Origin of the sequence: Streptosporangium sp. NPDC005286 (genome assembly GCF_040607515.1) — a bacterium.
Lineage (GTDB): Bacteria > Actinomycetota > Actinomycetes > Streptosporangiales > Streptosporangiaceae > Streptosporangium.
In genome coordinates this window covers 1-23,400 of the sequence record NZ_JBEXGU010000033.1, presented here as the reverse complement: position 1 = coordinate 23,400, position 23,400 = coordinate 1, and the positions used below count along the sequence as shown (strand labels likewise).

Genomic DNA, 23,400 nt, shown 5'->3' with positions numbered 1-23,400 from the left:
TAGTGTTTTCATCCCTGTTCATCAGGTTAAGGTCCACATATGAGAGTCCTCGCGATCGTGCTCGCCGGCGGAGAAGGTAAGAGGCTCATGCCTCTGACAGCTGATCGAGCGAAGCCCGCGGTGCCTTTCGGGGGGATATACAGGCTCGTCGACTTCGTGCTGTCCAACCTGGCCAACGGTCACTACCTTCAGATCGTCGTGCTGACGCAGTACAAGAACCACAGTCTCGACCGGCATATCTCCCGAACCTGGCGCCTGTCGGCGATGCTCGGCAACTACGTCACCCCGGTCCCCGCCCAGCAGCGTCTCGGGCCACGCTGGTTCTCCGGCTCCGCCGACGCGCTGTTCCAGAACCTCAACCTGATCTACGACGAGATGCCGGACCACGTCATCGTGTTCGGCGCCGACCACATCTACCGCATGGACCCGCGGCAGATGGTGGAGCAGCACATCGAGACCGGGGCCGACGTGACCGTGGCCGCGATCCGGCAGCCGCTCTCCCTCGCCGACCAGTTCGGGGTCATCGAGGCGGACCCGGCGGGGCGGCGGATCGTCGCGTTCCGCGAGAAGCCGAAGGACGCGGTGGGCCTGCCGGACGCGCCCGACCAGGTCTACGCGTCGATGGGCAACTACGTCTTCAAGACCCAGGCGATGATCGACGCGCTCAGGGAGGACGCGCTCGACCCGACGAGCAAGCACGACCTGGGCGGCAACATCATCCCGATGATGGTGAAGTCGGGCAGCGCGGAGGTCTACGACTTCGCCGACAACATCGTGCCCGGCTCCACCGAGCGCGACCGGGGCTACTGGAGGGACGTCGGAACGCTCGACGCCTACTACGAGGCCCACATGGACCTCATCGCCGCGCATCCGGTCTTCAACCTCTACAACGATCGCTGGCCCATCTACACCGGCCACGATCCGCTTCCCCCGGCCAAGTTCGTGCACAACGACGGCGACCGGGTGGGCCGGGCGATCGACTCCCTGGTCTCCTCGGGCGTGATCGTCTCCGGTGGGCTGGCGGAGCGCTCGATCCTCTCCCCCGGCGTGGTGCTGCACTCCCACTCCCAGGTCGAGGACTCGGTCCTGATGGGCAACGTGAAGGTGGGCCGGGGCGCCATCATCCGCAAGGCCATCATCGACAAGAACGTGATCATCCCGGACGGCGCCAGGATCGGCTTCGATCTCGAGTACGACCGCAGCCGGTTCGCGGTGACCAGGAGCGGCGTCGTCGTCATCGGCAAGAACGAGATCGTCGAACGCTGACCCGGCCCCGCCCGGTTCGGACGACGTCGACGGTCGGGCCAGGGCGCGATCCCCACCATCCACGACCTCGGCCCTGCCCCGGATCCGGGAGCGCCACAAGCCGTCGCCGACCGCTGGCGGCTTTACCACACCTGGACCGCGCCGGAACCGTAGGTTGACAAGTCCCACCGCAACGGAGATCGTTTCCCCGGAACGGATCGGCCCTTCCTCGGGCCGGCAGCGGAAAGGTACGGTGACGTTGATCATCGGTGTGCTGCTCTTCGGTGTTCTCCTCCTGGCCGCAGCTGCTTTCTGGGCCCGCCGAAGCTATGTGGTGATCACCGTTGACGGAACGAGTATGACGCCGACGCTGACCGACGGTGACCGCGTCCTGGTGCGGCGGCGACGGCTCGATCAGGTGGGCCGGGGCGATGTCGTCGTGCTTGAGCCTCCGCTGGATCCTTCCGGTCGATACATGCCCGGGCCGTCCGGTCCGGACGGCCGACGCTGGAACATCAAACGGGTCACCGCGTTGCCCGGTGATCCGGTGCCGGCGGGGATCGCGGCCAATGCCGGCGTGGCTCAGGTGCCTTCCGGGGCGATGGTGGTCCTCGGTGACAACCCGGCGGGCAGTGTCGACTCCCGGCAACGTGGGTTCTTTCCCGCGGACCAGGTGCTCGGTGTCGCGCTGCGCCGGTTGGGCGGACCGGCCCTGTAGTCGACGCCGGCGAGGAAGGAATGACCTTGAGGTTTCGACTCCTTGGGCCGATGCGGATCGAGGTCGACGGTTCACCCGTACAGATCGCGGCACCGAAACAACGCACCGTCCTCGCCATGCTGCTCGCACATGCCGGGCACGTCGTCCCGGTCCGTTCACTGGTGGCGGAGGTGTGGGACGAACGACCACCCCACTCGGCGGTGGCGAACCTGCGCACCTACCTCATGCAGTTGCGCAGGCTGGTGACCCCCGCCGATGATCCGGCCGACGAGCAGCTGGTCACCACGGAGGCCGGCTACCTGCTGCGGGTCGATCCTGCCGAGTTCGATCTCTCCCAGTTCGAGGCGCTGTCCGCGCACGGTCGCCAGGCGCTGACCCGCCGGGACCTCGACACCGCGCAGGACGCGTACGCCCGAGCTCTCGCGCTGTGGCGAGGGACGGCGGCCGAGGACGTGCCGCTGGGGCCGACCATGCGGGAGGTGGTCGCCCGCCTCAGCGACCAGTATCTGAGCGCGGTGGAGGAGCACACGGAGATCCAGCTCATGCTGGGCGGGCACGCGACAGTGGTCAGGCGACTGCGCGAGCTGATCAGGCGACATCCGCTGCGGGAGCGGCTGTACGGCCAGCTGATGGTGGCGTTGTACCGGTGCGGCGACGTGGTCGGTGCGCTGGACGTGTTCGGGATGGCTCGCCGGGCCCTGGCCGAGGAACTCGGGCTCGACCCCGGCCCGGACCTGCGCCGGCTACACCAGGCGGTCCTGCGCAGGGACGCGGATCTGATGTCGCCGAGCAGGCCACCGACCGGCGGGAACCCGGCCAGACCGCCGACGGCCGCGGACGGGCGCCCCCGGCCACGTCAGCTGCCGCGGGAGCCGACGATGTTCGTCGGCCGGTCGGCCGAACTCGACCGGATGCTCACCGTGCTGCGCGGCCATCCGGAGGCGGGTATCGCACCGCCGGTCCTGACGCTGCACGGCCCCGGCGGAGTCGGCAAGTCGACGCTGGCGCTGCGGGCGGCGTACGCCGTGGCCGACCGCTACGCCGACGGCCAGCTCTACGTCGACCTGCAGGGATCGAGTCCAGGCCTGCCGCCATTGCAGCCCGCCGAGGTGCTCGGCCGTTTCCTACGGGCCCTGGGAGTGCCGCACGGCGACATCCCCGCGGCGCCGGCGGAAGCGGCCACCCATTACCAGTCTCTGCTGGCCGACCGGCGAGTCCTGATCGTTCTTGACAACGCCGTCGACGCCGCCCAGGTCGCGCCGTTGGTGCCGGCGAGCGGCGGCTGCGCGGCGCTGGTCACCAGCCGGGCGGCGCTGACCACCATGGAGGCCGTGCAGGTCGCCGTCGGGGTGCTCGACGAGGCGGACTCGGTGCGGATGCTCGCGCAGCTGGCGGGTCGGTCGCGAGTGACCGCCGAGGCCGAGGCGGCGGCCGGCATCACCCGCCGGTGCGGCTATCACCCACTCGCGTTGCGCATCGCCGGCGCCCGTCTGGCCGCCCGCCCCGATTGGTCGCTCGAGCGGTTCGGCGAGCGGCTGCGGAGCCGGCAGCGTCGCCTGGACGAGTTGCAGGCCGCTGACCTGGCCATCCGATCCTGCTTTGAGATCAGCTACGAAACGCTGAGGAGCGGCGTGAGCGCGGCGGCGCGCGCCTTCCGGCTGTTCGGAGTGCTCGATGTACCGGAGGTCAGCCTTGAGCTCGCCGCCGCACTGCTCGACGTCGAGCCGAAGGTGGCCGAGGCGGCGCTCGACGAGCTGACGGAAGTTCGCCTGCTGGAGCCGGTCGGCGACGGGCGATTTCGCATGCACGACCTCCTCAGGCTGTTCGCCGCCGAGCTGGCCGTGGCCGAGGATCTGCCGACTGATCGGGTACGGGCCGTCCGGCGCGCACTGGACTGGTACCTCGATCTGTGCCGGCAGGTGAGCGACCTGGTGGAACCGCACCTGCGGCCAAAAGCGGGCCCGCCGGACGGACGGGACACAGGCGTGGCCTTCCGGAGCCCTGCGGAGGCGGTGCAGTGGTTCGAAACCGAGGTGCCGTGCCTGGTCGCGGCCGTCACCCAGGCGGCGACCGGGGAGCCCGAAGTCGCTCGCTTCGTCACCGATCTGATGCCGCTGGTCAGAGCTCGGGCGACGAAGTGCGGTCACTGGCGGGAGCTTGAGACCATGGCCCGGCTCGCCATCGAGGTGGCGCGGCGGCATGGTGACACGACCGGTGAGGCGTTCACACTGACGACGCTGGGGGTGGTGGAATGGCGCACCGGCCGGATCGACGCCGCTCGCCACTGCCTGCACCGCGCCCTCGAACTCCGGCGCGACCTGGGCGACCAGGAGGCCGAAGGGCTGGCGCTGCACAACCTCGGCTGGCTGAGCATGCGCACCGGTGATCTCGATGACGCCCTCGACCACATCACCGCGGGGCTGCGGCTGATCGAGGCACATGGGTCGAACCGGGCCGGCATGGTCAGGCACAACCTGGGCGAGGTCCTGCTCCAGCTCGGCCGTTCGACAGAGGCAGCCGATTGCTTCGAACGGTGCCTGTCCGTCCGGAGGGCGGACCGTGACCTGTACGGGGAGAGCATCACCCTGGCCGCGCTCGGCCGTGCCTACTGCCTGCTCGATCGTCGCGGCGAGGCACTGGCCACGTTCGAGGACGCGCTGAGCCGCTGCCGGGAGACCGGTAACCGGGAGGACGAGTGGGAAGTGCTGCTCAGCAGGTCCGAGATCTGGCTACGGCACGGTGATCCCGCCGCGGCTGTGGCCGACCTGGCCCAGACGCTGGAGCTGACCGCTCAGGTCGGTGACACCTACGGCCAGGCCGCCGCCACTCGCCAGTTCGCCAGGGCGCGTGCCGCGCTGGGTGACTCGCATGCGGCGGCGGAGGACGCCCACAGGGCCGAGGTCCTCTTCGCGATGCCCGGGATGCGGCGCGATCCGGTGCTGGAGATGCTGCTCACCGCCCGGTTATAGCTCGGCTGTATCGGCGGCTGTACGTCCCCAAAATAGCGTTTCGGCTGCCCACATCGCTCGATGAAGGACTGAATCCACATGAACGTTCTGGGAAAGCTCGGCGACCACCTCCTCGGGAAGCTGGTGCCGAAGGCGACCGCGAAGGCTGATGCCTCCTTCTGGCAGACCTGCTACTGCTACGGGACGACCAGATACGCCAAGCTCTGCTACGTCGTCGGCGGTACGACCGGCTGCGTGCAGGGCTGCGAGAAGCACGGAAAGTGCTGACCGAGTCAAACTTGTAGTCCGGACTCCGAGCGTGTTTCGCGGATCCTCACCACACGGGGATCCGCGAAACACGCCGGACAGTACGACTTGTGAGACGGTGAAGATGCTCTATCTGATGATCGCATGCCAGGCGTTGCTGGCCGGCGTCTTCGTGATCGCGCTGGCGGGCAAGGTGCGCGGGCGGGCGGCGCTCGACGAGTTCGTGGCCTCGATCGTGGCCCTCGGGATGTTCCCGCGCGCGAGGTCCGTGGTGGCGGCGTACGCCGTGCTGGGGGCGGAGGCCGTGGTGATCCTCGCACTCGTGCTGCCGTACACCCTGCTTTTGGGCTTCGCGGCGGCGACGGCGTTGCTCATCGTCCTGACCGTCGGTATCTCGGTCGCCTTGCGACGGGGGCGGCACACGCCGTGCCGGTGCTTCGGCGCTTCCGTCACCCCGCTGGGCCGGACACACGTGGTACGCAATCTCGTTCTGACGGCGATCGGCTGCGTCGGACTGGCGGCCGGTGCCGCCGTCGGCGGCACCGGGCCCGCGGCGCACCCGGCCGGTGTCGCACTCGCGCTGGCCACCGCCGCCGTGGGCGTCCTGATCGTGGTGCGCCTCGACGACCTGATGGACCTGTTCACCACTTCCGGCTCGCCGCACTGATGTGCCTGCGCCTGACGTCCTTAAGTGAGGTTGTCCGATGACTTTCCTGATCGCCGCCGTCGTGCTGGTCGGCGTGCTCTGCGTCCTCGACCTGCTGCTCACCTTCGCGGTGCTGCGCCGCCTTCGCGAGCACACCGCCGAGCTGGCGCGCCTCGCCGGAGGGACGCGGTTCGCTCCTTACGACCCGGGAGTCCTGGTCGGACGCACCCTGCCCTGGACCGGCACCGACGCCGACACCGACGCCGACACCGACGGTGTCGACCGGCCGCGACTCGTGGCGTTCTTCGACGTCAACTGCGACGCGTGCCACGAGCACGCGCCACAGTTCGCCGTCACGGCCCGCACCCAGGCTGCCATGGCGGTCATCTCCGGTGCCGGTCCGAGGGCCGACGACCTTGTCCAGATGGTTGCCGACGTGTCGAGCGTCATCACGGCCGAACGCGCCGACAGCCTGGTGAAGGCGGTCGGCGTCGAAGCCTTCCCGACGTTCTTGCGCGTCGGCCCGGACGGCACGATCGTGGCGGCGCAGACGGAACTCACGACCCTCGCCGAGATGGCGTCGGCGAAGTGACGGCATCCCTGGCCTCCGACGCGAAGCCAGGTGAGGGCCGGCTGCGGCGGCTGCTGCGAGCTGTCGGCACGGTGACGTCACTGTGCTGGCGGGCCGGACCCGGTCTGGCGGCGTCCCAGTTGGCGGTCACCGTCGTCGGCGGCCTGCTGCCCGTGGGGACCGTGTGGATGACGAAGCTTCTCATCGACGAGCTGGCGACCGGTCGCCCCGACCACGTACTGCTGCCGGTCAGCGGCCTCACCGCCATCGGGCTGGTCTCCGGGGTGCTGCCGCAGCTCATCATGTACCTGCGGGCCGAGTCGGAGCGCAGGCTGGATCGCCTGATGCAGGACCGCCTGTACACGGCGGTAAACGGATTCCAGGGCCTGTCGAGGTTCGAGAATCCGGCGTTTCTGGACGGGCTGCGCCTGGCCACCCAGGCTTCGGGAAGCACGTTGGCGCCCATCACCTCGGGTCTGTTCGACATCGGGCGCAATGCCATCACGCTGGTCAGCCTCCTGGCCGCCCTGGCCGTGCTGAGCCCGCTCATGGCGGGACTGGTGGCGCTGGCGGCGATTCCCGCCCTGGTCGCCCGGATGTCGCTGGAGAAGCGGCGGATGATGATGATCGCCGGGCAGTCCACGTCGATCCGGCGGCAGCTCTTCTACTCCTCCATGATCACCGACGTGCAGGCCGCGAAAGAGGTCCGGCTCTTCGGGCTGGGCGGCTTCCTCAAGGATCGGATGTTCGGAGAGCTGGCCACCGTCCAGGCCGGTGAGCGGCGGCTGGACCGGCGGGAGGCGCTCACCCAGTCGCTGCTCGCGACGCTCTCCGCCGCGGTCAGCGGCGTGGGGTTGATCTGGGCGGTGTACGCGGCGGTGGACGGCCGGTTGAGCCTCGGCGACGTGACCGCGTTCGCCGCCTCCGTGGCCGGAACGCAGGGTGCACTGATCTCGGTGGTGGAGAACGTGGCCAACGCCCGTCAGGCGCTGTCCCTGTTCGGTTACCACGATCAGGTGACATCGCTGCCCGACGACCTGCCGTCGCCGCGTCGCTCCACGGAGGGGTCGGCCGCCACGCTGCCCGCGCTGCGGCGGGGCATCGAGCTGCGCGATGTGTGGTTCCGATACGACGAGAGCCACCCATGGGTGCTGCGGGGAGTCGACCTGACGATCCCGCACGGCACGTCGGTCGCGCTGGTGGGGCTCAACGGGGCCGGCAAGAGCACTTTGATCAAGCTGCTGTGCCGGTTCTACGATCCGTCCCGGGGATCGATCCTCTGGGACGGCGTGGACCTGCGCGCCGTACCACCTGCCGAACTGCGCGCCAGGATGGGCGTGCTCTTCCAGGACTACATGAGCTACGACCTGACCGCGGCGGAGAACATCGGGGTGGGGGAGATCGAGGCTCTGTCCGACCGCGCCAGGATCCAGGCCGCCGCCGAGATGGCGGACGTCCACGACATCGTCGAGGCGCTGCCCCGAGGCTACGACACGCTGCTGAGCCGGATTTTCTTCGGGGACGAGGAGGAGGACACGCAGACCGGGGTGCTGCTCTCCGGAGGCCAGTGGCAGCGTCTGGCCCTGGCCCGCACGATGGTGCGCGAGCGGCGCGACCTGCTCATCCTCGACGAACCCAGCTCGGGTCTGGACGCGCAGGCCGAGTACGAGATGCACCGGCGGCTGCGCGAGCATCGCATGGGGCGCACCAGCCTGCTCGTGTCGCACCGGCTCGGTTCTGTCCGCGACGCGGACCTGATCGTCGTACTCGGCGACGGCCGGATCGTCGAGCAGGGAACGCACGACGACCTCATGGCCGCGAGCGGAGGATACTCCCAGCTGTTCGAGGTGCAGGCCAGGGGCTATCGCGAGGATGCCGGCGTTCAGTGACCGGGTGCCCCCGAATGGCTCGCCAAGCAGATCACCCGCATGGGCGTTCCGGCCATCGCCGCCCGGGGAGCCGCGATCCGTCGGCACATCCAGGACAGCCCGGCCCCCATCGTTGCTGACGTCCTCGGCTTTCACCCCGTCACCATGGCCAAGCTCACCGCTTCACAGATGGCGGCTGGTGGCGGCTTCCCTACCTGTGGGTCAGGAGCCATTGACGGAGTGAGCACTCACTCCGCAAACTGGAAGTATGGAAACCACCACCGCCCGACGGCGCGCGCCGGGAATGAGCCCGGAGCGGCGCCGCCAGATGATCGTGGCCGTCGCTCTCCCCCTGGTCGCCGAGTACGGCGCCGCGGTGACCACCGCCCAGATCGCCAGAGCCGCCGGAATCGGCGAGGCCACGATCTTCCGGGCGTTCACCGACAAGGACGAGTTGCTCGACGCCTGCATGGCCGAGGCGCTCCGCCCGGACCAGGTGCTGGAACAGCTCGCCGCGATCCCGCTCGACCAGCCACTGACCGGGCGCCTCGTCGAGGCCGCCGACGCGATGCGGGCGCACATGGCCCGGATCGGCACCGTCATCGCCGCCCTGCACGCCTCAGGGCGCCGCCCTCGCGACCGCCCCGGTGTGCGGCTTCCCCCTCGAGGCCCCGAGGCGGCGTCCCGGGCCCCTGCGGGCGCGCCCTCTCCGCCGGAGCGGGAGGCCGGAACGCCCGCCCCGGGCCGAGGGGAGGGAGATCCGTCACCGGAGCGCGAGGATGCGGCCCGGCTTGACCGGGAGTCCTCGTTCAGGGAGACCCGCAGGGCGCTGGCCGAGTTGTTCGAGCCCGAGCGCGACTCCCTCCGGCTGCCCCCGGAACGCCTGGCCGCGCTCTTCCTCGCCATGGTGTTCGCCGGCGCCCGCCAGCCGGAGGGCGTCCCCGAGCTGAGTGCCGACCTCGTCGACGTGTTCGTCCACGGTGCCCTGACCTGAGCCGGCTCGCCGTGGGCCGGCCCGGTCTCGCTCGGTCTCATCCGCCCGGCCGACACCCGGGGCCGCCGCTTCGGAGCGTCACGGCCGAAGGAGGGCGTCGCGGCCTACCGGGTGCCCGGCGGTCACCTCCCCTGCCCACTCCACCCCGATCTCACCTGACCGCACCCGTCTGCCCCGTCCTCGGACGATCTCCGAAGACCCCACCGAAAGGCCCCGCAATGACGATCACGTTGAACCACACCATCGTGCCCGCGCTCGACAAGCAGGAGGCGGCCGACTTCTTCGCGGGCATCATGAACCTGGAGTGCCTGCCGCCCGCCGGAGCACACGGTCACTTCGCCCCGGTCCGGGTGAACGGGTCCCTCACCCTCGACTTCATGACCGTGGAAGACCCCGAAGGGCACCACCTGGCCTTCGACGTCGACCCGGCCACCTTCGACGGGATCCTCGCCCGGCTCAAGGACCGGGGCGTGCCGTACGGCAACCACCCCGCCCACCACGACAACGGGCGGATCGACCATCCACTCCGCCCGCGCGGCCTGTTCTTCGCGGACGAGACGGGCAACCTCTACGAGGTCATGTCCGACTGACCGCCCCGCCCCGGGCCGGTCCAGGTGAAGCGGGGCGGACGACGTTCGAGGAAGGCCGCGACGCCCTCGGTGACCTCCTCACGCGCCTCCTTCTGCCACAGCAGGAAGCGCGCCTCGTCGGCGCGGCCGTCCACGATCTCCTTCGCGGCGGCCACCGTCAGCTGGGAGCGGCCGGCCAGGGTGCGGGCGAGGCCGTACACGCGCTCGGACAGCTCCGCTGCCGGCAGGACCTCGTCCACCAGGCCGGTGCGCAGAGCACGGTCGGCACCGATGAGCTCCGCGGAGAAGAGCAGGAACTTTGCGGTGGACGGGCCGACGGCGGCGGTGAGGCGGCGGGTGGAGCTCGGCGGGTAGACGATGCCGAGCTTGGCGGGAGTGATGCCGAAACGGGCTCCCTCGGCGGCCAGGCGCAGGTCACAGGCGAGGGCGAGCTGGCAGCCGCCGCCCACGCAGAAGCCCTCGATCATCGCGATCACCGGTTTGGGGAACTCCGCCAGCGCCCGTTCCGCGGCGACCGTCGCCCCCGTGTCATCGCCGCTCTCGTCGCCGTTGCCGGCGAGTTCGGCGACCTCCGAGATGTCGGCCCCGGAACAGAAGGTACCCGCCGCCCCGGTGAGCACCAGCACCCGCACGGCCGGATCGTCCGCCAGCGGCGCGAGTAGCGTGGGCAGGGCCCGCCACATGGCCGCGCTCAGCGCGTTGCGCTTCTCTGGGCGGTTGATCCTCAATGTGGCGACATGCTGGTCAACGGACAGTTCAAAGCCTTCGGAGATCTGCACGGGATAGATTCTCCCGGTACGCTTCATGATCTTGTCGTCAGACCACCCCAAAGCATGAGAAACCACATGTTCAGCATCATTTACCCCTCTCAGTGAGCACTCCTGTGCGGCACCGCGCCCGAACGTCCGCGGTGGCCGCGACGGGTGCCGCCGCGACCTCGGTATCCGAGACATCCGGAGGACTCGGCCCACCGGACATCGCGGGACGCCTCCGGACCGCACTCCCGACGCGGCCGGCCCACCCGACGCGGCCGGCCCAAGAGACCGGTCGCCTCAGGACGGAGCCGGCCGATCGCCATCCTCATCGCCGGAACGCCCCGGTGCCGGCGTCGTCAGGCCGGTGAGCGTCCCGGGAAGGGTGGCGGGCATGGGCGGATTCTCGACCCGGAAGCGAGGCAGAGCCTGGGGATACTTCTCGCGGACGAAGGCCACCAGGTGCTCGCGGATGTCGCACTTGAGGTCCCAGGCGCTGGCGGAGTCGGCGGCGCTCATCAGGGCGCGCAACTCCAGCAGCCCGTTGGGAAGGGTGTCGGTGACCTGGATGGTCCAGTCCTTCTGGTCCCAGAGCGGGTGCACGCGCAGGGCGTGGTAGAGCTCGGTGCGCAGTTCCTCGACCGGCACCGACCAGTCGACCCGGATGAACACGTGGCCGATCACCCTGCTGCTGTGCCGGGTCCAGTTCTCGAACGGGTTGGTCGTGAAGTAGGAGACGGGCAGGACCAGCCGGCGCTCGTCCCACAGCCGCAGCACCACGTAGGTCAGGCTGAGCTCCTCGATGCGGCCCCACTCGCCCTTCACCACGACGACGTCGTCCAGGCGGAGCGCGTCGCTGAAGGCCAGCTGAAGGCCGGCGAGCAGGTTGCCCAGTGTCGACTGGGCGGCGATGCCGACGACGACGCCGGCGATCCCGGCCGAGGCCAGCAGACCGGCGCCGAGCGCCCGTACCTGGGGGAAGGTGAAGAGCATCGCGCCCAGCGCCACCACGATGATCACCGCCGAGGCGACCCTGCGGACCAGGGTGATCTGGGTGCGGATGCGGCGTGCCCTGCGGTTGCCCTCGCCCTGGACCGTGACCAGGCGGTCCAGGACCACGTCGGTGACGGCGTAGGCGGCCTGGATGACCAGCCAGGTAGCGCACCCGATCATCGCCACGCTGAGGCCGCGGTCGATCACCTGGCTGACCGAGCCCTCCGCCATACCGGGCTCGTAGGCGGTGTAGGCGGTCGCCACGGCGGCCATGGCGAACCCCGGCCAGGTGCAGCGACTCACGACCGGACCGGCGAGCGCCCACTTCTCACCGATCAGCCGTGAGCGCAGCACCCTGCGCACCACCTCCACCGCCACGACCGCGGCGGCCACGGAAATGATCATGATGACCCAGCTGGACACTGACGACTTCCCCTTCGTCGCTCTCTTCCCCGGACCATCAGCCAATCAGAAGGACTCGTCGAAAGCGACATTCCCCTCGACGGCTATCTGGTAGGCCGAAACCCGCCGCTCGAAGAAGTTGGCCAGCTCCTGCACGTCCTGCAACTCCATGAACGCGAACGGGTTGGCCGTGCCGTACCGGACGGGCATCTGGAGCCTGACCAGCCGCTGGTCGGCCACGTACTCAAGGTAGCGCCGCATCTGCTCCACCCCCATTCCCGGCAGACCGTCGCCGCACAGGTCGGCCGCGAAGGCCAGTTCGGCCGCCACCGCCTCCTCGATCATCCGGGTGACCTGCTCGGTGAGCTTGTCGTCGAACAGGCCGGGCTCCTCGGCCCGCACGGTCTCCACGACACCGAAGGCGAACTCCATGTGCATGGACTCATCACGGAAGACCCAGTTCGTCCCGGTGGCCAGGCCGCTGAGCAGCCCTCTGGCGCGGAACCAGTAGACGTAGGCGAAGGCCCCGTAGAAGAACAGGCCCTCGATGCACGCCGCGAAGCAGATCAGGTTGAGCAGGAACGTCCGCCGGTCCTCCCTGGTCTCCAGCCGGGTCAGCCCGCCGAGCGAGTCGATCCAGCGGAAGCAGAACTCCGCCTTGTCGCGGATCGAGGGGATGTGCTCGACCGCGGCGAACGCCTTGACCCGCTCATCGGGATCGGGCAGGTAGGTGTCCAGCAGGGTCAGGTAGAACTGGACGTGCACCGCCTCCTCGAACAGCTGCCTGCTGAGATAGAGACGCGCCTCGGGGGCGTTGAGGTGCTGGTAGAGGTTGAGGACGAGGTTGTTGGCCACGATCGAGTCGCCGGTGGCGAAGAACGCCACGAGGCGGTTGATCAGGTGACGCTCCTCGGGCGTCATCCTCGCCAGGTCCGCCAGGTCGGAGGCGAGATCCACCTCCTCGACGGTCCAGGTGTTGCGGATCGCGGCCCGGTAGCGCTCGTAGAACTCGGGGTAGCGCATCGGCCGCAGGGTGAGATCCATGCCGGGGTCGAGCAACATCGGGAAAATGCCTTTCGGAGTGGCTGAGGGGTGACGGGGTGCCCTCGGGACGGGCCGCCGGCAGGTCTACTGGCAGGCGTCGCAGTACTCGGGGTTCTCCAGGGAGCAGGCGACGGCCTGGGGGTCGAGGACGGGGACGGGGACCTCCCCGGCCACCGGTGCCGCCACGGTGGCCTGCGCGATCCGGGTGGCCGGGCGCGAGCGCAGGTAGTAGGTGGTCTTCAGGCCCGACTTCCAGGCGTAGGCGTACATCGAGGAGAGCTTGCCGATGGTCGGCGTGGCCATGAACAGGTTCAGCGACTGCGACTGGTCGATGTACGGGGTGCGTGCGGCGGCCAGGTCGATCAGCGCCTTCTGCGGCAGCTCCCAGGCGGTCCGGTAGAGCAGCTTCAGGTCGGCGGGGATCTCGGGAATGTCCTGGACGGAGCCGTCGGCGCGCTTGATCGCGTCACGGATCCGCGAGGTCCACAGCCCCCGGGCCCGCAGGTCGGCGACGAGATAGCGGTTGACCTGGAGGAACTCACCCGAGAGGGTCTCGCGCTTGAAGATGTTGGAGACCTGCGGCTCGATGCACTCGTAGCAACCGGCGATGGAGGCGATCGTGGCCGTGGGCGCGATCGCGATCATCAGCGAGTTACGCAGCCCCGTTCCGGCGATCCGCTCCCTGAGCTCCGTCCACGCGGCCGACGTCGCGGCCCCGTAGTGGTCGGGGTGGAGCACCCCGGCGGCGGCCCTGGTCTCCTGGTACGAGGGGTGGCGGCCCCGCTCCGCGGCCAGGTCCGAGGAGGTCCGGTAGGCGGCCAGCGCGATCTCCTCGGAGATCCGGGTGGACAGCTCCAGCGCCCGCGGCGAGTCGAACGGCAGCCGCAGCGTGAACAGCACGTCGGCCAGGCCCATCACGCCGAGCCCGATCGGGCGCCACCTCTGGTTGGCGGCCCGGGCCTCGGGGGTCGGGTAGAAGCCCAGGTCGATGGTGCGGTCGAGGAACCGCACGGCGGTGCGGACCGTCGCGCGCAGCCGCGCCCAGTCGATCCCGTCTCCGGACTCCCCGGACAGGTGGGCGGCCAGGTTGATCGAGCCGAGGTTGCAGACCGCGGTCTCGGCGTCGCTGGTGACCTCGAGGATCTCGGTGCAGAGGTTCGACAGATGGATGACGTTTTCCGGCCTGGCCGTCTGGTTGGAGGTCCGGTTGGCCGCGTCCTTGAAGGTCATCCAGCCGTTGCCGGTCTGGGCGAGCGTGCGCATCATCCGGCCGTACAGGGTGCGGGCGGGGAGCTGCGCGGTGAACCGGCCCTCGGCCTCGGCGGCCCGGTAGGCGTCGTCGAACGCGGCGCCGTACAGGTCGGTGAGGTGCGGGACCTCCTTGGGGTCGAACAGTGACCACACGCCGTCGGCCTCGACCCGGCGCATGAACTCGTCGGGGATCCAGTTGGCCAGGTTCAGGTTGTGCGTGCGGCGGGCCTCCTCGCCGGTGTTGTCGCGCAGTTCGAGGAACTCCTCGATGTCGGCGTGCCAGGGCTCCAGGTAGACGCAGGCCGCGCCCTTGCGGCGGCCGCCCTGGTTGACCGCGGCGACGCTTGCGTCCAGGGTGCGCAGCCAGGGCACGATGCCGTTGGAATGGCCGTTGGTACCGCGGATCAGCGAGCCCCGCGAGCGGATCCGGCTCCAGGCGATCCCGATGCCCCCGGCGTACTTCGACAGCCGCGCGACCTGCCCGTAGCGCTCGTAGATGGCCTCCAGCTCGTCGCGGGGCGAGTCGAGCAGGAAGCACGAGGAGAGCTGGGGCCTGCGCGAGCCGGAGTTGAACAGCGTGGGCGAGCTGGGCAGGTAGGACAGGGTGGCCATGAGCGCGTACAGCTCGGCGGCCTCCTCGACGGTCTCGGACAGGCCGCAGGCCACCCGGAGGAAGAAGTGCTGCGGGCGCTCCAGCACCTTGCGGGTGCGCGGGTGACGCAGCAGGTAGCGGTCGTAGACGGTACGCAGCCCGAAGTACTCGAATCTGGCGTCGGCGTCCGGCTCGATGAGCGCGTCCAGGACTCCGGCGTGGGCGGCCACGAACTCCGCGAGCCCGTCGGCGATCAGCCCCGCCTCGTGCGTCGCGGCGACCGACTCGGAGAAGTCGCGGACGCCGTGCTCGGCGGCCTCGTCGGCGATCAGCTCGGCCAGCAGCGCGGCGGCGACCCTGGAGTTCTCGGGGTCGGTGATCACCCGGGCCGCCGCCTCGTCGATGGCCAGCCTGCGATCGACCGGCGCGTTCCCGGCGTTCTCCGCCACGGTTCCCGCCGCGATCCCTGCTGCGGTCTCTGCCAAGGCCTGTGTCACGTGGTGTTCCTCGCTCGCTCTGACTTCCCCGTACGGCTCCGCCGGAGGGGCACGCGTCCGCGAGCGATCCCGGGCACGCCGGACCGCCTCGTTCCGCGGGCCCTCCCACGAGGCCCTGGACAATCACGTCGCCGGCAGGTCTTCGGACTCACGGGCGCCCTGCGCATGCCTACCGGCCGTCGCTTCCCGGGCATGGTTCACCCAGTGCTCACATGACGGCTTTCGTTCCCGTTCACCGCTGCGGGGCAGTCCCGGAATCTCACCGGGTTCCCTCTTGCCTCGCCCCTCCCGGGGCGAACCAGCAACGAGCAGGATCCTACATCTAGGGGCGTCTGACGCAACTACCCCAACAAGTTGTGTCGGAGGACTTCAGTAGCCCGAGCTCGTGAAGCACCCCGCGGGTGCGGGCCGTCTCGGTGAAGAGCCACTGGCGGAAGTCGTCACCGCTGAGGTAGACCCGGCTCCATCCATTGGCCGCGCACAGGGCGCGCCAGCGCGGCGCGGCGTCGATCCTGTCACACAGGGCGATCGCGGCGTCCCGGTCCGTCTGGCTCATGCCCTTGGGTCCCAGCAGGCCGCACCAGTCGCTGTACTCCAGCCGGACCTCGACCTCCAGGAGCGTCGGCGCGTCGATCCCGTCGAGCCGGCTGCCCGAGGAGACCACCAGGGGACGCAGGCGGCCCGCGGTGATCTCGGGCCGCAGGGCGCGGGCCGACCCCAGCAGGGCCGCCACCCGTCCGACCTGGAGCGCCTCGGCGGCATCCTCGGCGCCGAGGAACCCCGCGTACTCCAGCAACCGGGCGTCCACCCCGAGGCACTTGCCGATCATGCCGTAGAGCACGTGGTCGGAACCGCCCTCCGGCCGGCCGCCGACCGTCAGCACCGCCGGGTTGCGGCGCAGCTCCGCGGCGAAGTCCTCGAAGGTGCGCAGGTGGGAGTCCGAGGGGACGACCAGGACCGTCCAGTCGCCGACCAGGCGGGCGAGAGGGGTGGTGGCGTCCACCACCGCGGCGGTGTTGGCGATCTCCGCGGCCGTCACCATCGGCATCGCGGTGACGAGCACCCTGCCCTCGCGTGTGAACGAGCCGTGTACGGCGCCGAACGCGTCACGCGGGACGGAACCCAGGGCTCCCGGCCGCTCGACGGCCATGGCGGAGCGCGCCAGCCCCGACAGGACCAGGACGGAGGCGAGCCTGCCCGCGATCCCGTCCCAGCCGTGGCCGTCGGCGGTGGGTTCGAGGATGCTCAGGCGGCCCACGGCCGAGTCGGCGGAGTCACCGTTCAGGTCACAGCCCGCGACGACCATGGCACCCGCCACCAGCGCGAAAAACCTCCTACGGCGCATAAGCGCCCCTTCCCCCAAGAACCCCCTATACCATAGGTTACCTCCTTATCACTATCTGTTACAGACCGGGGGCGGCCACCACCGGCGGCCGCCCCGGGAGCCGTCTCACTCCACCGTGACGCTCTTGGCCAGGTTGCGGGGCTTGTCGACGTCCCGCCCCAGTGCCACGGCGGCATGGTAGGCGAAGAGCTGGAGCGGGATCGACAGCAGGATCGGGTCCAGCTCGGTCTCGTTCCTGGGCACCACGACGCAGTCGTCCGCCAGCTTGGGGTCGGCCGTGCGGTGACCGACCATGAGCACCCGGCCGCCCCGGGCGCGGATCTCACCCAGCGTGGTGAGGTTCTTGTCCAGCAGCTCGTCGTCGGGGACGATCGCCACGGTCGGCATGTCCGGGCCGATCAGCGCCAGCGGCCCGTGCTTGAGCTCGCTGGCCGGGTACGCCTCGGCGTGCACGTAGGAGATCTCCTTGAGCTTCTGCGCGCCCTCGCGGGCCACCGGATATCCCCGGACCCGGCCCACGAACATCATGCTCGGCGCCCCGGCGTACTTCTGCGCCAGCTCCTTGAGCCGCGGCTCCAGCGTCAGGATCTCCTTGATCTGGTCCGGCAGCCTCCGCAGGCCCTCGCAGATCCGGCGGCCGTCGGCGGGGGACAGGTCACGCACCCGGCCGAGGTGCAGTGCGAGCAGCGCGAAGGCCACGGCGGTCGAGGTGAACGCCTTCGTGCTCGCCACCGAGACCTCGGGCCCCGCGTGCAGGTAGACGCCGCCGTCGCACTCACGGGCGATCGCGCTGCCCACGGTGTTGACGATGCCGAGCACCCGGCCGCCCTTGCGCTTGAGCTCCTGGACGGCGGCGAGGGTGTCGTAGGTCTCCCCCGACTGGCTGATCGCCACATACAGGGTGTCCGCCTCCACCACCGGGCTGCGGTAGCGGAACTCGCTGGCCGGCTCCGCGTCGGCCGGGATGCGCGCCAGCTCCTCGATGAGCTGCGCGCCGATCTGGCCCGAGTAGTACGCGGAACCACAGCCGATGATCTTCACCCGGCGGAACGAGCGGGTCTCCCGCGCGTCCATGTCGAGGCCGCCCAGGTGGGCGATGTGGAAGCGGTCGTCCAGACGGCCGCGAAGCGTCCTGGCCACGGTGTCGGGCTGCTCGGAGATCTCCTTGAGCAGGTAGTGCTCGTAACCGCCCGTGTCGTAGTGCCCCGCCTCCCAGTCGACGGTCAGCGTCTCCTTGGCCGTCTCCCGCGCGTCGCTGGCGAAGGTGTTGAACCCGTCCGCCTTGAGCACGGCGATCTCGCCGTCCTCCAGGTGGACCACCTGGCGGGTGTAGCGGACCAGCGCGGCGACGTCCGACGCGGCGAACATCTCCTTCTCACCGATGCCCAGCACGATGGGGCTTCCGTTGCGGGCCACCACCACCTCGCCGGGGCGCTCGGAGTCGATCACCGCGATGCCGTACGTGCCGACGACCCGCTTGAGCGCGGTCCTGACGGCCTCCTCCAGGGAGTCGGCCTCCTTGACCGTACGGGCGATCAGGTGCGAGAGCACCTCGGTGTCGGTCTCCGACAGGAAGATCGCGCCGTCGGCCTCCAGCTTGGCGCGCAGCTCGTCGGCGTTCTCGATGATGCCGTTGTGCACGACGGCGATGCGCTCGTCGGTGGACAGATGAGGGTGGGCGTTGACGTCACTGGGCGCGCCGTGGGTGGCCCAGCGGGTGTGGCCGATGCCCAGCCCGCCCTTGAACCGCGCGGGCACGACCGCCGCCAGGTCGGCCACCCGGCCCTTGACCTTGCGCATCTTCAGACCCTTGTTGGAGACCACCACCCCGGCCGAGTCGTAGCCCCGGTACTCAAGACGCTGCAGACCCTCCAGCAGGATGGGGGCCGCGTCCTTGGGCCCTACATAGGCCACGATTCCACACATGTAACCGTTCCTTATCCATAGACGATCCGGCGCAGCTGGCGCAGGGAGAGTTCGGGTGCCGCGACACGGCGTACCGCCAGTTCGGCGGCCAGCCTGGGGAAGATCTCGTCATTGACCAGCCCTCTCCCCTTGAGCTCCGCGTGACGCCGCCTGACGAACTCCTCAAGAGGTTCGGAGAAGTAGGCCAGCACGTCGGCGACGACTCGCGCCGCTTCGCCCGGGCCGAGGGCGCTCGTCCGGGTCAGGTGAGTGATCAGATCCTCATACGGATGCCGTGTCGTGGGCACAGAGCAGGACCATACGCATCCGGGAGAGAGCACACCAAGTTTTCTGCCCGATTTCGGGCAGAGAATCTCCACAATGCCGCAACCCCGCCACAACGCGCGACAGTCGGCAATCTCTGATAACTCTAAGTAGCCATCAGAGGGGGAGGAACCATCATGCGCCGCCTGCCGGGGATCACCGTCGTCGCCGCTCTCGCCGTACTGGTCTCGGCCGTCCCAGCACAGGCGGCACACCCGGGGGATCAGGTGACACGGCCCCGGAAGCGCCCGGCATCCGCCACGACCGCGACCTCCCCCGGCGCCGGCACGCCGCCATCGGCGGGAACGGGTGCGCGGTCCGGCAGGCAGGCCGCCTTCGCGAAGGCGGCGCGGACGTACGGGGTGCCGGAGAGCGTGCTGCTCGCGGTCTCCTACCTGGAGTCCCGCTGGGAGGGCCACCACGGGCTGCCCAGCGTCTCCGCCGGCTACGGCCCGATGCATCTGGTCGACGGCCGGGCCAGGCCGGGCCGGCCGCACGGCGTCGGCGAGGACCCGCGCGGCGACGAGACCCGGCCGCGCGTGATCGCCCTTCCGCCCGTCGCGCCGGCCCCGCCCCAGGACACCCTGCGACGGGCCTCGGAACTGACCGGCCTGCCCCTTCGCCGGCTGCGCGAGGACCCCTCCGCCAACATCATGGGCGGTGCCGCGCTGCTCGCCGACTACCGGCGCCGCACCGGCGGGAGCCCCGGCGCCGGCCCGGCAGGCTGGTACGACGCGGTGGCCCGCTATCCCGGCGTACCGGAAGAGGGCGCCGCGGGAACGGAGGCGGCACGGTCCTTCGCCGACGAGGTCTACGCGACGATCCAGGCCGGTGCCGCGCGGGTGACCGACGACGGCGAACGGGTGGTGCTGCCCGCGACGCCGGGACTTTCCGCACCGCGGGCGCCACTCCCCGAACCGCCCGCTCCGATGGCACAGCGCCGCGCGCACGGCCCCATCCCCACCCCCACCCCCGCACCCGTCACGGACATCGTCGTGAAACCCGCGACGGAGCCTGCCACGAAGATCGCCGCGGCCCCCTCCCCCCTGCCCACGGCGAGACCCACGGCGAGACCCACGGCGAAACCCACGGCGGCTCCCGTCGCGGGAGTCACTGCGGGAACCACTGCGGGGCCCGACTGCCCGAGGAACGTCTCCTGCGAGTGGCTCCCCGCCGTCTACCGGCGGCTCAAGGGCGGCGGCTACGGCAACCACGACCGCTCCGACGGCCCCCGGAAGATCGACTACATCGTGATCCACGACGGCGAGACGAGCTACGACGCGATGACCCGCCTGGTCAAGGACCCCGAATACCTGAGCTGGCACTTCACCATCCGCTCCAGCGACGGCCACATCGCCCAGCACCTACGGGCCAGGGACATCGGCTGGCACGCCGGAAACTGGTACGTCAACTCCCGCTCCATCGGCCTGGAGCACGAGGGCTACCTGGCCAGGGGCGGATCCTGGTTCACCGAGGCGATGTACCGGGCCTCGGCCAGACTGGTACGCCACCTCGCGGCCAAGTACGACGTCCCTCTCGACCGGGCGCACATCCTGGGACACGACAACGTGCCGGGCACCACCCCGGAGACCGTGGGCGGCATGCACGACGACCCCGGCCCGTACTGGGACTGGAGCCACTACTTCGAACTGCTCGGCAGCCCGCTGCGCGCCTCCGGCGGTGACGCCGCGCGCTCGGTGCTGATCAAGCCCGACTACGGCACCAACAGCCCGAACTTCACCGGCTGTCCCGGAGGGTGCCGCAGCCTGGGCGCCTCCTCGGTCTGGCTGCACACCCGCCCCTCCCACACCGCGCCACTGGTCTCCGATATCGGCAAGCACCCCACCGGCGACTCCACGTACAGCGTCTACGACCACGCCGCCCGCGCCTCCAGCGGCCAGCGGTACGCGCTCGCCGAGCGCAGGGACGGCTGGACCGCGATCTGGTACCTCGGCCGGAAGGCGTGGTTCAGCGACCCCGCCGAGGCCCCCACCTCCCTGCCCGCGTCAGGCCCCCTGGTGACGCCCAGACCCGGCCGCTCCCCGATCAAGGTGTACGGCAGGGCCTATCCGAAGGCGCACGCCTACCCCGTGGGCGTCCCCGTGCAGGCCCTGACCCCGCTGCAGTACTCGATACCCGCCGGGCAGGTCTACAGCTCCGGCCCGACGACCCGTGCCTCGTACCTGCGGGCGGCCGCCTTCGATCCTGCCGAGCACCGCGTCGTCAGGGGCGAGATCCGCTACCGGCAGATCCAGTTCGGGCACCGGATCATGTTCGTCCGGGCCTCCGACGTCCAACCGGTCAGCAGGTGAAGATCTTCGTCAGACCCGATCTCTGCGCGCATCCGCCCCGCGGAGGCGCTAGAGTTTTCACGTGCCCCGGAGTCGTCTCCGGGGAGCACGCGGAAGTGGCTCAGTGGTAGAGCATCACCTTGCCAAGGTGAGGGTCGCGGGTTCGAATCCCGTCTTCCGCTCCAGCAGGTCCTTTCAGGACCTGGCTGGTGGAGTGGCCGAGAGGCGAGGCAACGGCCTGCAAAGCCGTCTACACGGGTTCAAATCCCGTCTCCACCTCAGCGCACGACCTACGGACCCCTCGGGATCCGGTAGGGTTGTGCGAGCGCCGAGGGGAAACCCGAAGCAAAATGCGGAAGTGGCTCAGTGGTAGAGCATCACCTTGCCAAGGTGAGGGTCGCGGGTTCGAATCCCGTCTTCCGCTCTGGTGGTACCCGAGGACGATTAGCTCAGCGGGAGAGCGCTTCCCTGACACGGAAGAGGTCACAGGTTCAATCCCTGTATCGTCCACCGAGAGATCCCAGGCCCTCGGCCTGGGATTTTCTGTTTCCCGGTGCCGTGCCACCCGCATCGTGCCACCCGCGCGAGCGACAGGAGCGAGGCCCCGGCGTCCGGATCCCGCACGGCCCCCGGGTCAACCGCCGGGTCCCACCTCGTTGTTCGGCGCACCGTCGCCGCTGGTCGGCAGATCGCCGCGCTCCACCGGGCCGGGCGGCGGCGAGGGCGTCCCGGAACCGCCCGGGATCGCCTGCCGCGCTCCGGCCACGGCCTCCTTCAGCGCGGCCCGGTCGACCTCACCGACGCGGCCGTTCAACCGGATGAGGTGATCGGCTCGGACCGCCGTGTACTCATGGCGGCCCCCGCCCGAGCGGTACCGGCCCACCTCGTCACGCTCGCACCTCACCGGCGCCGACGGCGGGTCCGCGTCCATCAGCGGTGTGTCCGCGCACAGGGCGTCGCCGAACGTGCCACGGTCGACCCTCAGCTGAACGCGCGCGCTCCCGGAGAAGTAGAAGGCTCCGAACCCGTCGTCCCCGATCACGCCGACCGACTGCTCGGCCAGCCGGTACCCCGGCAGATCCAGTGCGTAGATCAGCTCCGGAGCCGCTCCCTGCCGCCGCGCCTGATCCAGCACGCTCTGGCCGAGCGACGCCTCGGAGCCGCAGCCGGACACGACCAGCCCGAGGACCACGACGGAAACGAACCGCTCCTTCATTTTGATCACTTTGTCGTACCTGGTCCCCCTCCGACAACCTCGGCCTCGCGAGGTCCTCCGGAGCGCCCGGGAAAGGCCCTCCCCGCCTGCTCTCACCCGGACTTCCCCGGCCGAACCCCGCCTGACGCGACCTCGGGTCCGGAACAATCATCACGATCACCTTTTTGGCCCGCGTCACCGGCGGGCAAAGAGGCACCAAAAGAGGCACCATGGGAGGACGCATAACCTGAAACACCGTTAATCGCTATGCTTTTGAAACGTGGCAAAGGGGGCAAGCCTGTGCAGCGCGTGGTGGTCGATCCTGAGGTGCCGAGGGACATCGCCGAACTCCTCCGTCGTAACGGGCCCCTGCTCTATCGCCTTCGCACCGGACGTGTCCCGAGGGAGGACGACGATCCCCGGGTTCCGGGAGTGCTCGTAGGGCTCTTCGGCGGCTCGGCGGCGGTCGCGGCGGCCGGATTGGCACTCGGCGCCGTCCCGCTCCCGACGTCCGCGGCCGTGCTCACCCTGCTGGTCGGTTTCTACCTCCTCATCCTCACGGTGATCTACCTCGCCAGGAAGCCCTCACCCGCCGACTCCATCGAGCGGGTCCTGTACCGGCACTCCCTGCAGTGGCAGGGGCGCTTCCTGATCTTGGAGGACTTCGACCACGACGCCAGAAACCTGCTCGGCCGGGTCCAGCGGGCGATCGACTTCATCGTGTGCTCCCGGGTCAACGCCATGGGCATGCTCGACAGCGTGCGCAACTCGGTGATGCTCCCCGCCGAGGAGTGGGAGATCGCCCGGCTGCTGACCAAGCTCTCCGCACTGCGGGCCAGGCACCGCCACCTGGCCAGGGGCGGCAGGAGCCCCGAGGTGATCGCGGCCATGGCGCCGCTGGAGCGTGCCCTGGCCGCCAGCGAGGCCGCCGTGCTCGCGCGGGTGGAGGCCCTGGAACGCTA

Annotated in this window: 19 protein-coding genes, 4 tRNA genes and 1 riboswitch; of the genes, 15 read left to right on the top strand and 8 right to left on the bottom strand. The window is 70.0% G+C overall.

Annotated elements, in window-relative coordinates; translation table 11 throughout:
* Nucleotides 1–39 precede the first annotated feature (39 nt).
* From glgC to ABZU75_RS15020, 9 genes are all read left to right on the top strand, one after another.
* Nucleotides 40–1,266 carry a glucose-1-phosphate adenylyltransferase gene (gene glgC / locus ABZU75_RS15060; protein WP_355554150.1) on the top strand — a complete coding sequence of 409 codons (1,227 nt, stop codon included), beginning with the start codon at nucleotides 40–42 and terminating at the stop codon, nucleotides 1,264–1,266.
* Between the two features lie 232 nt (nucleotides 1,267–1,498).
* Nucleotides 1,499–1,963, top strand: a complete 465-nt coding sequence (lepB, locus tag ABZU75_RS15055; RefSeq protein ID WP_355554147.1) for a signal peptidase I — start codon at nucleotides 1,499–1,501, stop codon at nucleotides 1,961–1,963.
* A gap of 26 nt (nucleotides 1,964–1,989) precedes the next feature.
* Nucleotides 1,990–4,932, top strand: coding sequence for a BTAD domain-containing putative transcriptional regulator (locus ABZU75_RS15050; protein ID WP_355554144.1), 2,943 nt, complete (start codon nucleotides 1,990–1,992; stop codon nucleotides 4,930–4,932).
* A gap of 78 nt (nucleotides 4,933–5,010) precedes the next feature.
* Nucleotides 5,011–5,199 carry a hypothetical protein gene (locus ABZU75_RS15045; protein WP_350919974.1) on the top strand — a complete coding sequence of 63 codons (189 nt, stop codon included), beginning with the start codon at nucleotides 5,011–5,013 and terminating at the stop codon, nucleotides 5,197–5,199.
* A 115-nt stretch (nucleotides 5,200–5,314) separates the two neighbouring features.
* The gene (locus ABZU75_RS15040) at nucleotides 5,315–5,845 is read left to right on the top strand and encodes a MauE/DoxX family redox-associated membrane protein (protein ID WP_355554139.1); all 531 of its coding nucleotides are present in this window, start codon (nucleotides 5,315–5,317) and stop codon (nucleotides 5,843–5,845) included.
* 37 nt (nucleotides 5,846–5,882) lie between these two features.
* Nucleotides 5,883–6,416, top strand: a complete 534-nt coding sequence (locus ABZU75_RS15035) for a hypothetical protein (protein WP_355554136.1) — start codon at nucleotides 5,883–5,885, stop codon at nucleotides 6,414–6,416.
* Nucleotides 6,413–8,284 carry an ABC transporter ATP-binding protein gene (locus ABZU75_RS15030; RefSeq protein WP_355554133.1) on the top strand — a complete coding sequence of 624 codons (1,872 nt, stop codon included), beginning with the start codon at nucleotides 6,413–6,415 and terminating at the stop codon, nucleotides 8,282–8,284. The genes ABZU75_RS15035 and ABZU75_RS15030 overlap by 4 nt, the downstream gene beginning before the upstream one ends.
* Nucleotides 8,285–8,531: 247 nt before the next feature.
* A complete protein-coding gene (locus ABZU75_RS15025) occupies nucleotides 8,532–9,257 on the top strand; it encodes a TetR family transcriptional regulator (RefSeq protein WP_355554130.1) in 726 nt (241 codons plus the stop codon).
* A 218-nt stretch (nucleotides 9,258–9,475) separates the two neighbouring features.
* Nucleotides 9,476–9,847, top strand: a complete 372-nt coding sequence (locus ABZU75_RS15020; RefSeq protein ID WP_355554127.1) for a VOC family protein — start codon at nucleotides 9,476–9,478, stop codon at nucleotides 9,845–9,847.
* On the opposite strand, the gene ABZU75_RS15015 is transcribed toward ABZU75_RS15020, so the two are convergent.
* The 7 genes from ABZU75_RS15015 to ABZU75_RS14985 form a co-directional block, all read right to left on the bottom strand.
* Entirely contained in the window at nucleotides 9,826–10,626 is an 801-nt protein-coding gene (locus ABZU75_RS15015; protein WP_355554124.1) for an enoyl-CoA hydratase/isomerase family protein, read from the bottom strand. The two genes, ABZU75_RS15020 and ABZU75_RS15015, sit on opposite strands and share 22 nt — an antisense overlap.
* A gap of 273 nt (nucleotides 10,627–10,899) precedes the next feature.
* Nucleotides 10,900–12,015: a mechanosensitive ion channel domain-containing protein gene (locus ABZU75_RS15010; RefSeq protein WP_355554120.1), complete on the bottom strand. Its 1,116-nt coding sequence runs from the start codon at nucleotides 12,013–12,015 to the stop codon at nucleotides 10,900–10,902.
* A 45-nt stretch (nucleotides 12,016–12,060) separates the two neighbouring features.
* Nucleotides 12,061–13,056 carry a ribonucleotide-diphosphate reductase subunit beta gene (locus ABZU75_RS15005; protein ID WP_355554117.1) on the bottom strand — a complete coding sequence of 332 codons (996 nt, stop codon included), beginning with the start codon at nucleotides 13,054–13,056 and terminating at the stop codon, nucleotides 12,061–12,063.
* 66 nt (nucleotides 13,057–13,122) lie between these two features.
* Nucleotides 13,123–15,378 (bottom strand): ribonucleoside-diphosphate reductase subunit alpha, encoded by a 2,256-nt coding sequence (locus ABZU75_RS15000; RefSeq protein ID WP_355554114.1) that lies wholly within the window; start codon nucleotides 15,376–15,378, stop codon nucleotides 13,123–13,125.
* Nucleotides 15,379–15,493: 115 nt separating this feature from the next.
* Nucleotides 15,494–15,696: riboswitch (cobalamin riboswitch) on the bottom strand.
* A 4-nt stretch (nucleotides 15,697–15,700) separates the two neighbouring features.
* On the bottom strand, nucleotides 15,701–16,723 hold the full coding sequence (locus tag ABZU75_RS14995; protein WP_355554111.1) for a tripartite tricarboxylate transporter substrate-binding protein: 1,023 nt from the start codon (nucleotides 16,721–16,723) through the stop codon (nucleotides 15,701–15,703).
* 105 nt (nucleotides 16,724–16,828) lie between these two features.
* Nucleotides 16,829–18,649: a glutamine--fructose-6-phosphate transaminase (isomerizing) gene (gene glmS, locus ABZU75_RS14990; protein ID WP_355554108.1), complete on the bottom strand. Its 1,821-nt coding sequence runs from the start codon at nucleotides 18,647–18,649 to the stop codon at nucleotides 16,829–16,831.
* 11 nt (nucleotides 18,650–18,660) lie between these two features.
* Complete coding sequence (locus ABZU75_RS14985) at nucleotides 18,661–18,936, bottom strand: hypothetical protein (RefSeq protein WP_355554105.1); 276 nt, start codon at nucleotides 18,934–18,936, stop codon at nucleotides 18,661–18,663.
* 153 nt (nucleotides 18,937–19,089) lie between these two features.
* Here ABZU75_RS14985 and ABZU75_RS14980 point away from each other — a divergent pair, with 153 nt between their 5' ends.
* The 5 genes from ABZU75_RS14980 to ABZU75_RS14960 all read left to right on the top strand — a co-directional run bounded on the left by ABZU75_RS14980 (nucleotide 19,090) and on the right by ABZU75_RS14960 (nucleotide 21,753).
* The gene (locus ABZU75_RS14980; protein WP_355554102.1) at nucleotides 19,090–21,264 is read left to right on the top strand and encodes an N-acetylmuramoyl-L-alanine amidase; all 2,175 of its coding nucleotides are present in this window, start codon (nucleotides 19,090–19,092) and stop codon (nucleotides 21,262–21,264) included.
* Between the two features lie 89 nt (nucleotides 21,265–21,353).
* Nucleotides 21,354–21,428: transfer RNA gene (locus tag ABZU75_RS14975), tRNA-Gly, on the top strand.
* 23 nt (nucleotides 21,429–21,451) lie between these two features.
* Nucleotides 21,452–21,522, top strand: a tRNA-Cys gene (locus ABZU75_RS14970).
* A 73-nt stretch (nucleotides 21,523–21,595) separates the two neighbouring features.
* Nucleotides 21,596–21,667 (top strand) — tRNA-Gly (locus ABZU75_RS14965).
* Nucleotides 21,668–21,681: 14 nt separating this feature from the next.
* Nucleotides 21,682–21,753: transfer RNA gene (locus ABZU75_RS14960), tRNA-Val, on the top strand.
* Between the two features lie 124 nt (nucleotides 21,754–21,877).
* On the opposite strand, the gene ABZU75_RS14955 is transcribed toward ABZU75_RS14960, so the two are convergent.
* The gene (locus tag ABZU75_RS14955; RefSeq protein ID WP_355554099.1) at nucleotides 21,878–22,459 is read right to left on the bottom strand and encodes a hypothetical protein; all 582 of its coding nucleotides are present in this window, start codon (nucleotides 22,457–22,459) and stop codon (nucleotides 21,878–21,880) included.
* Nucleotides 22,460–22,738: 279 nt separating this feature from the next.
* Here ABZU75_RS14955 and ABZU75_RS14950 point away from each other — a divergent pair.
* The coding region (locus tag ABZU75_RS14950) for a hypothetical protein (RefSeq protein ID WP_355554096.1) at nucleotides 22,739–23,400 on the top strand (662 nt) is incomplete at its 3' end.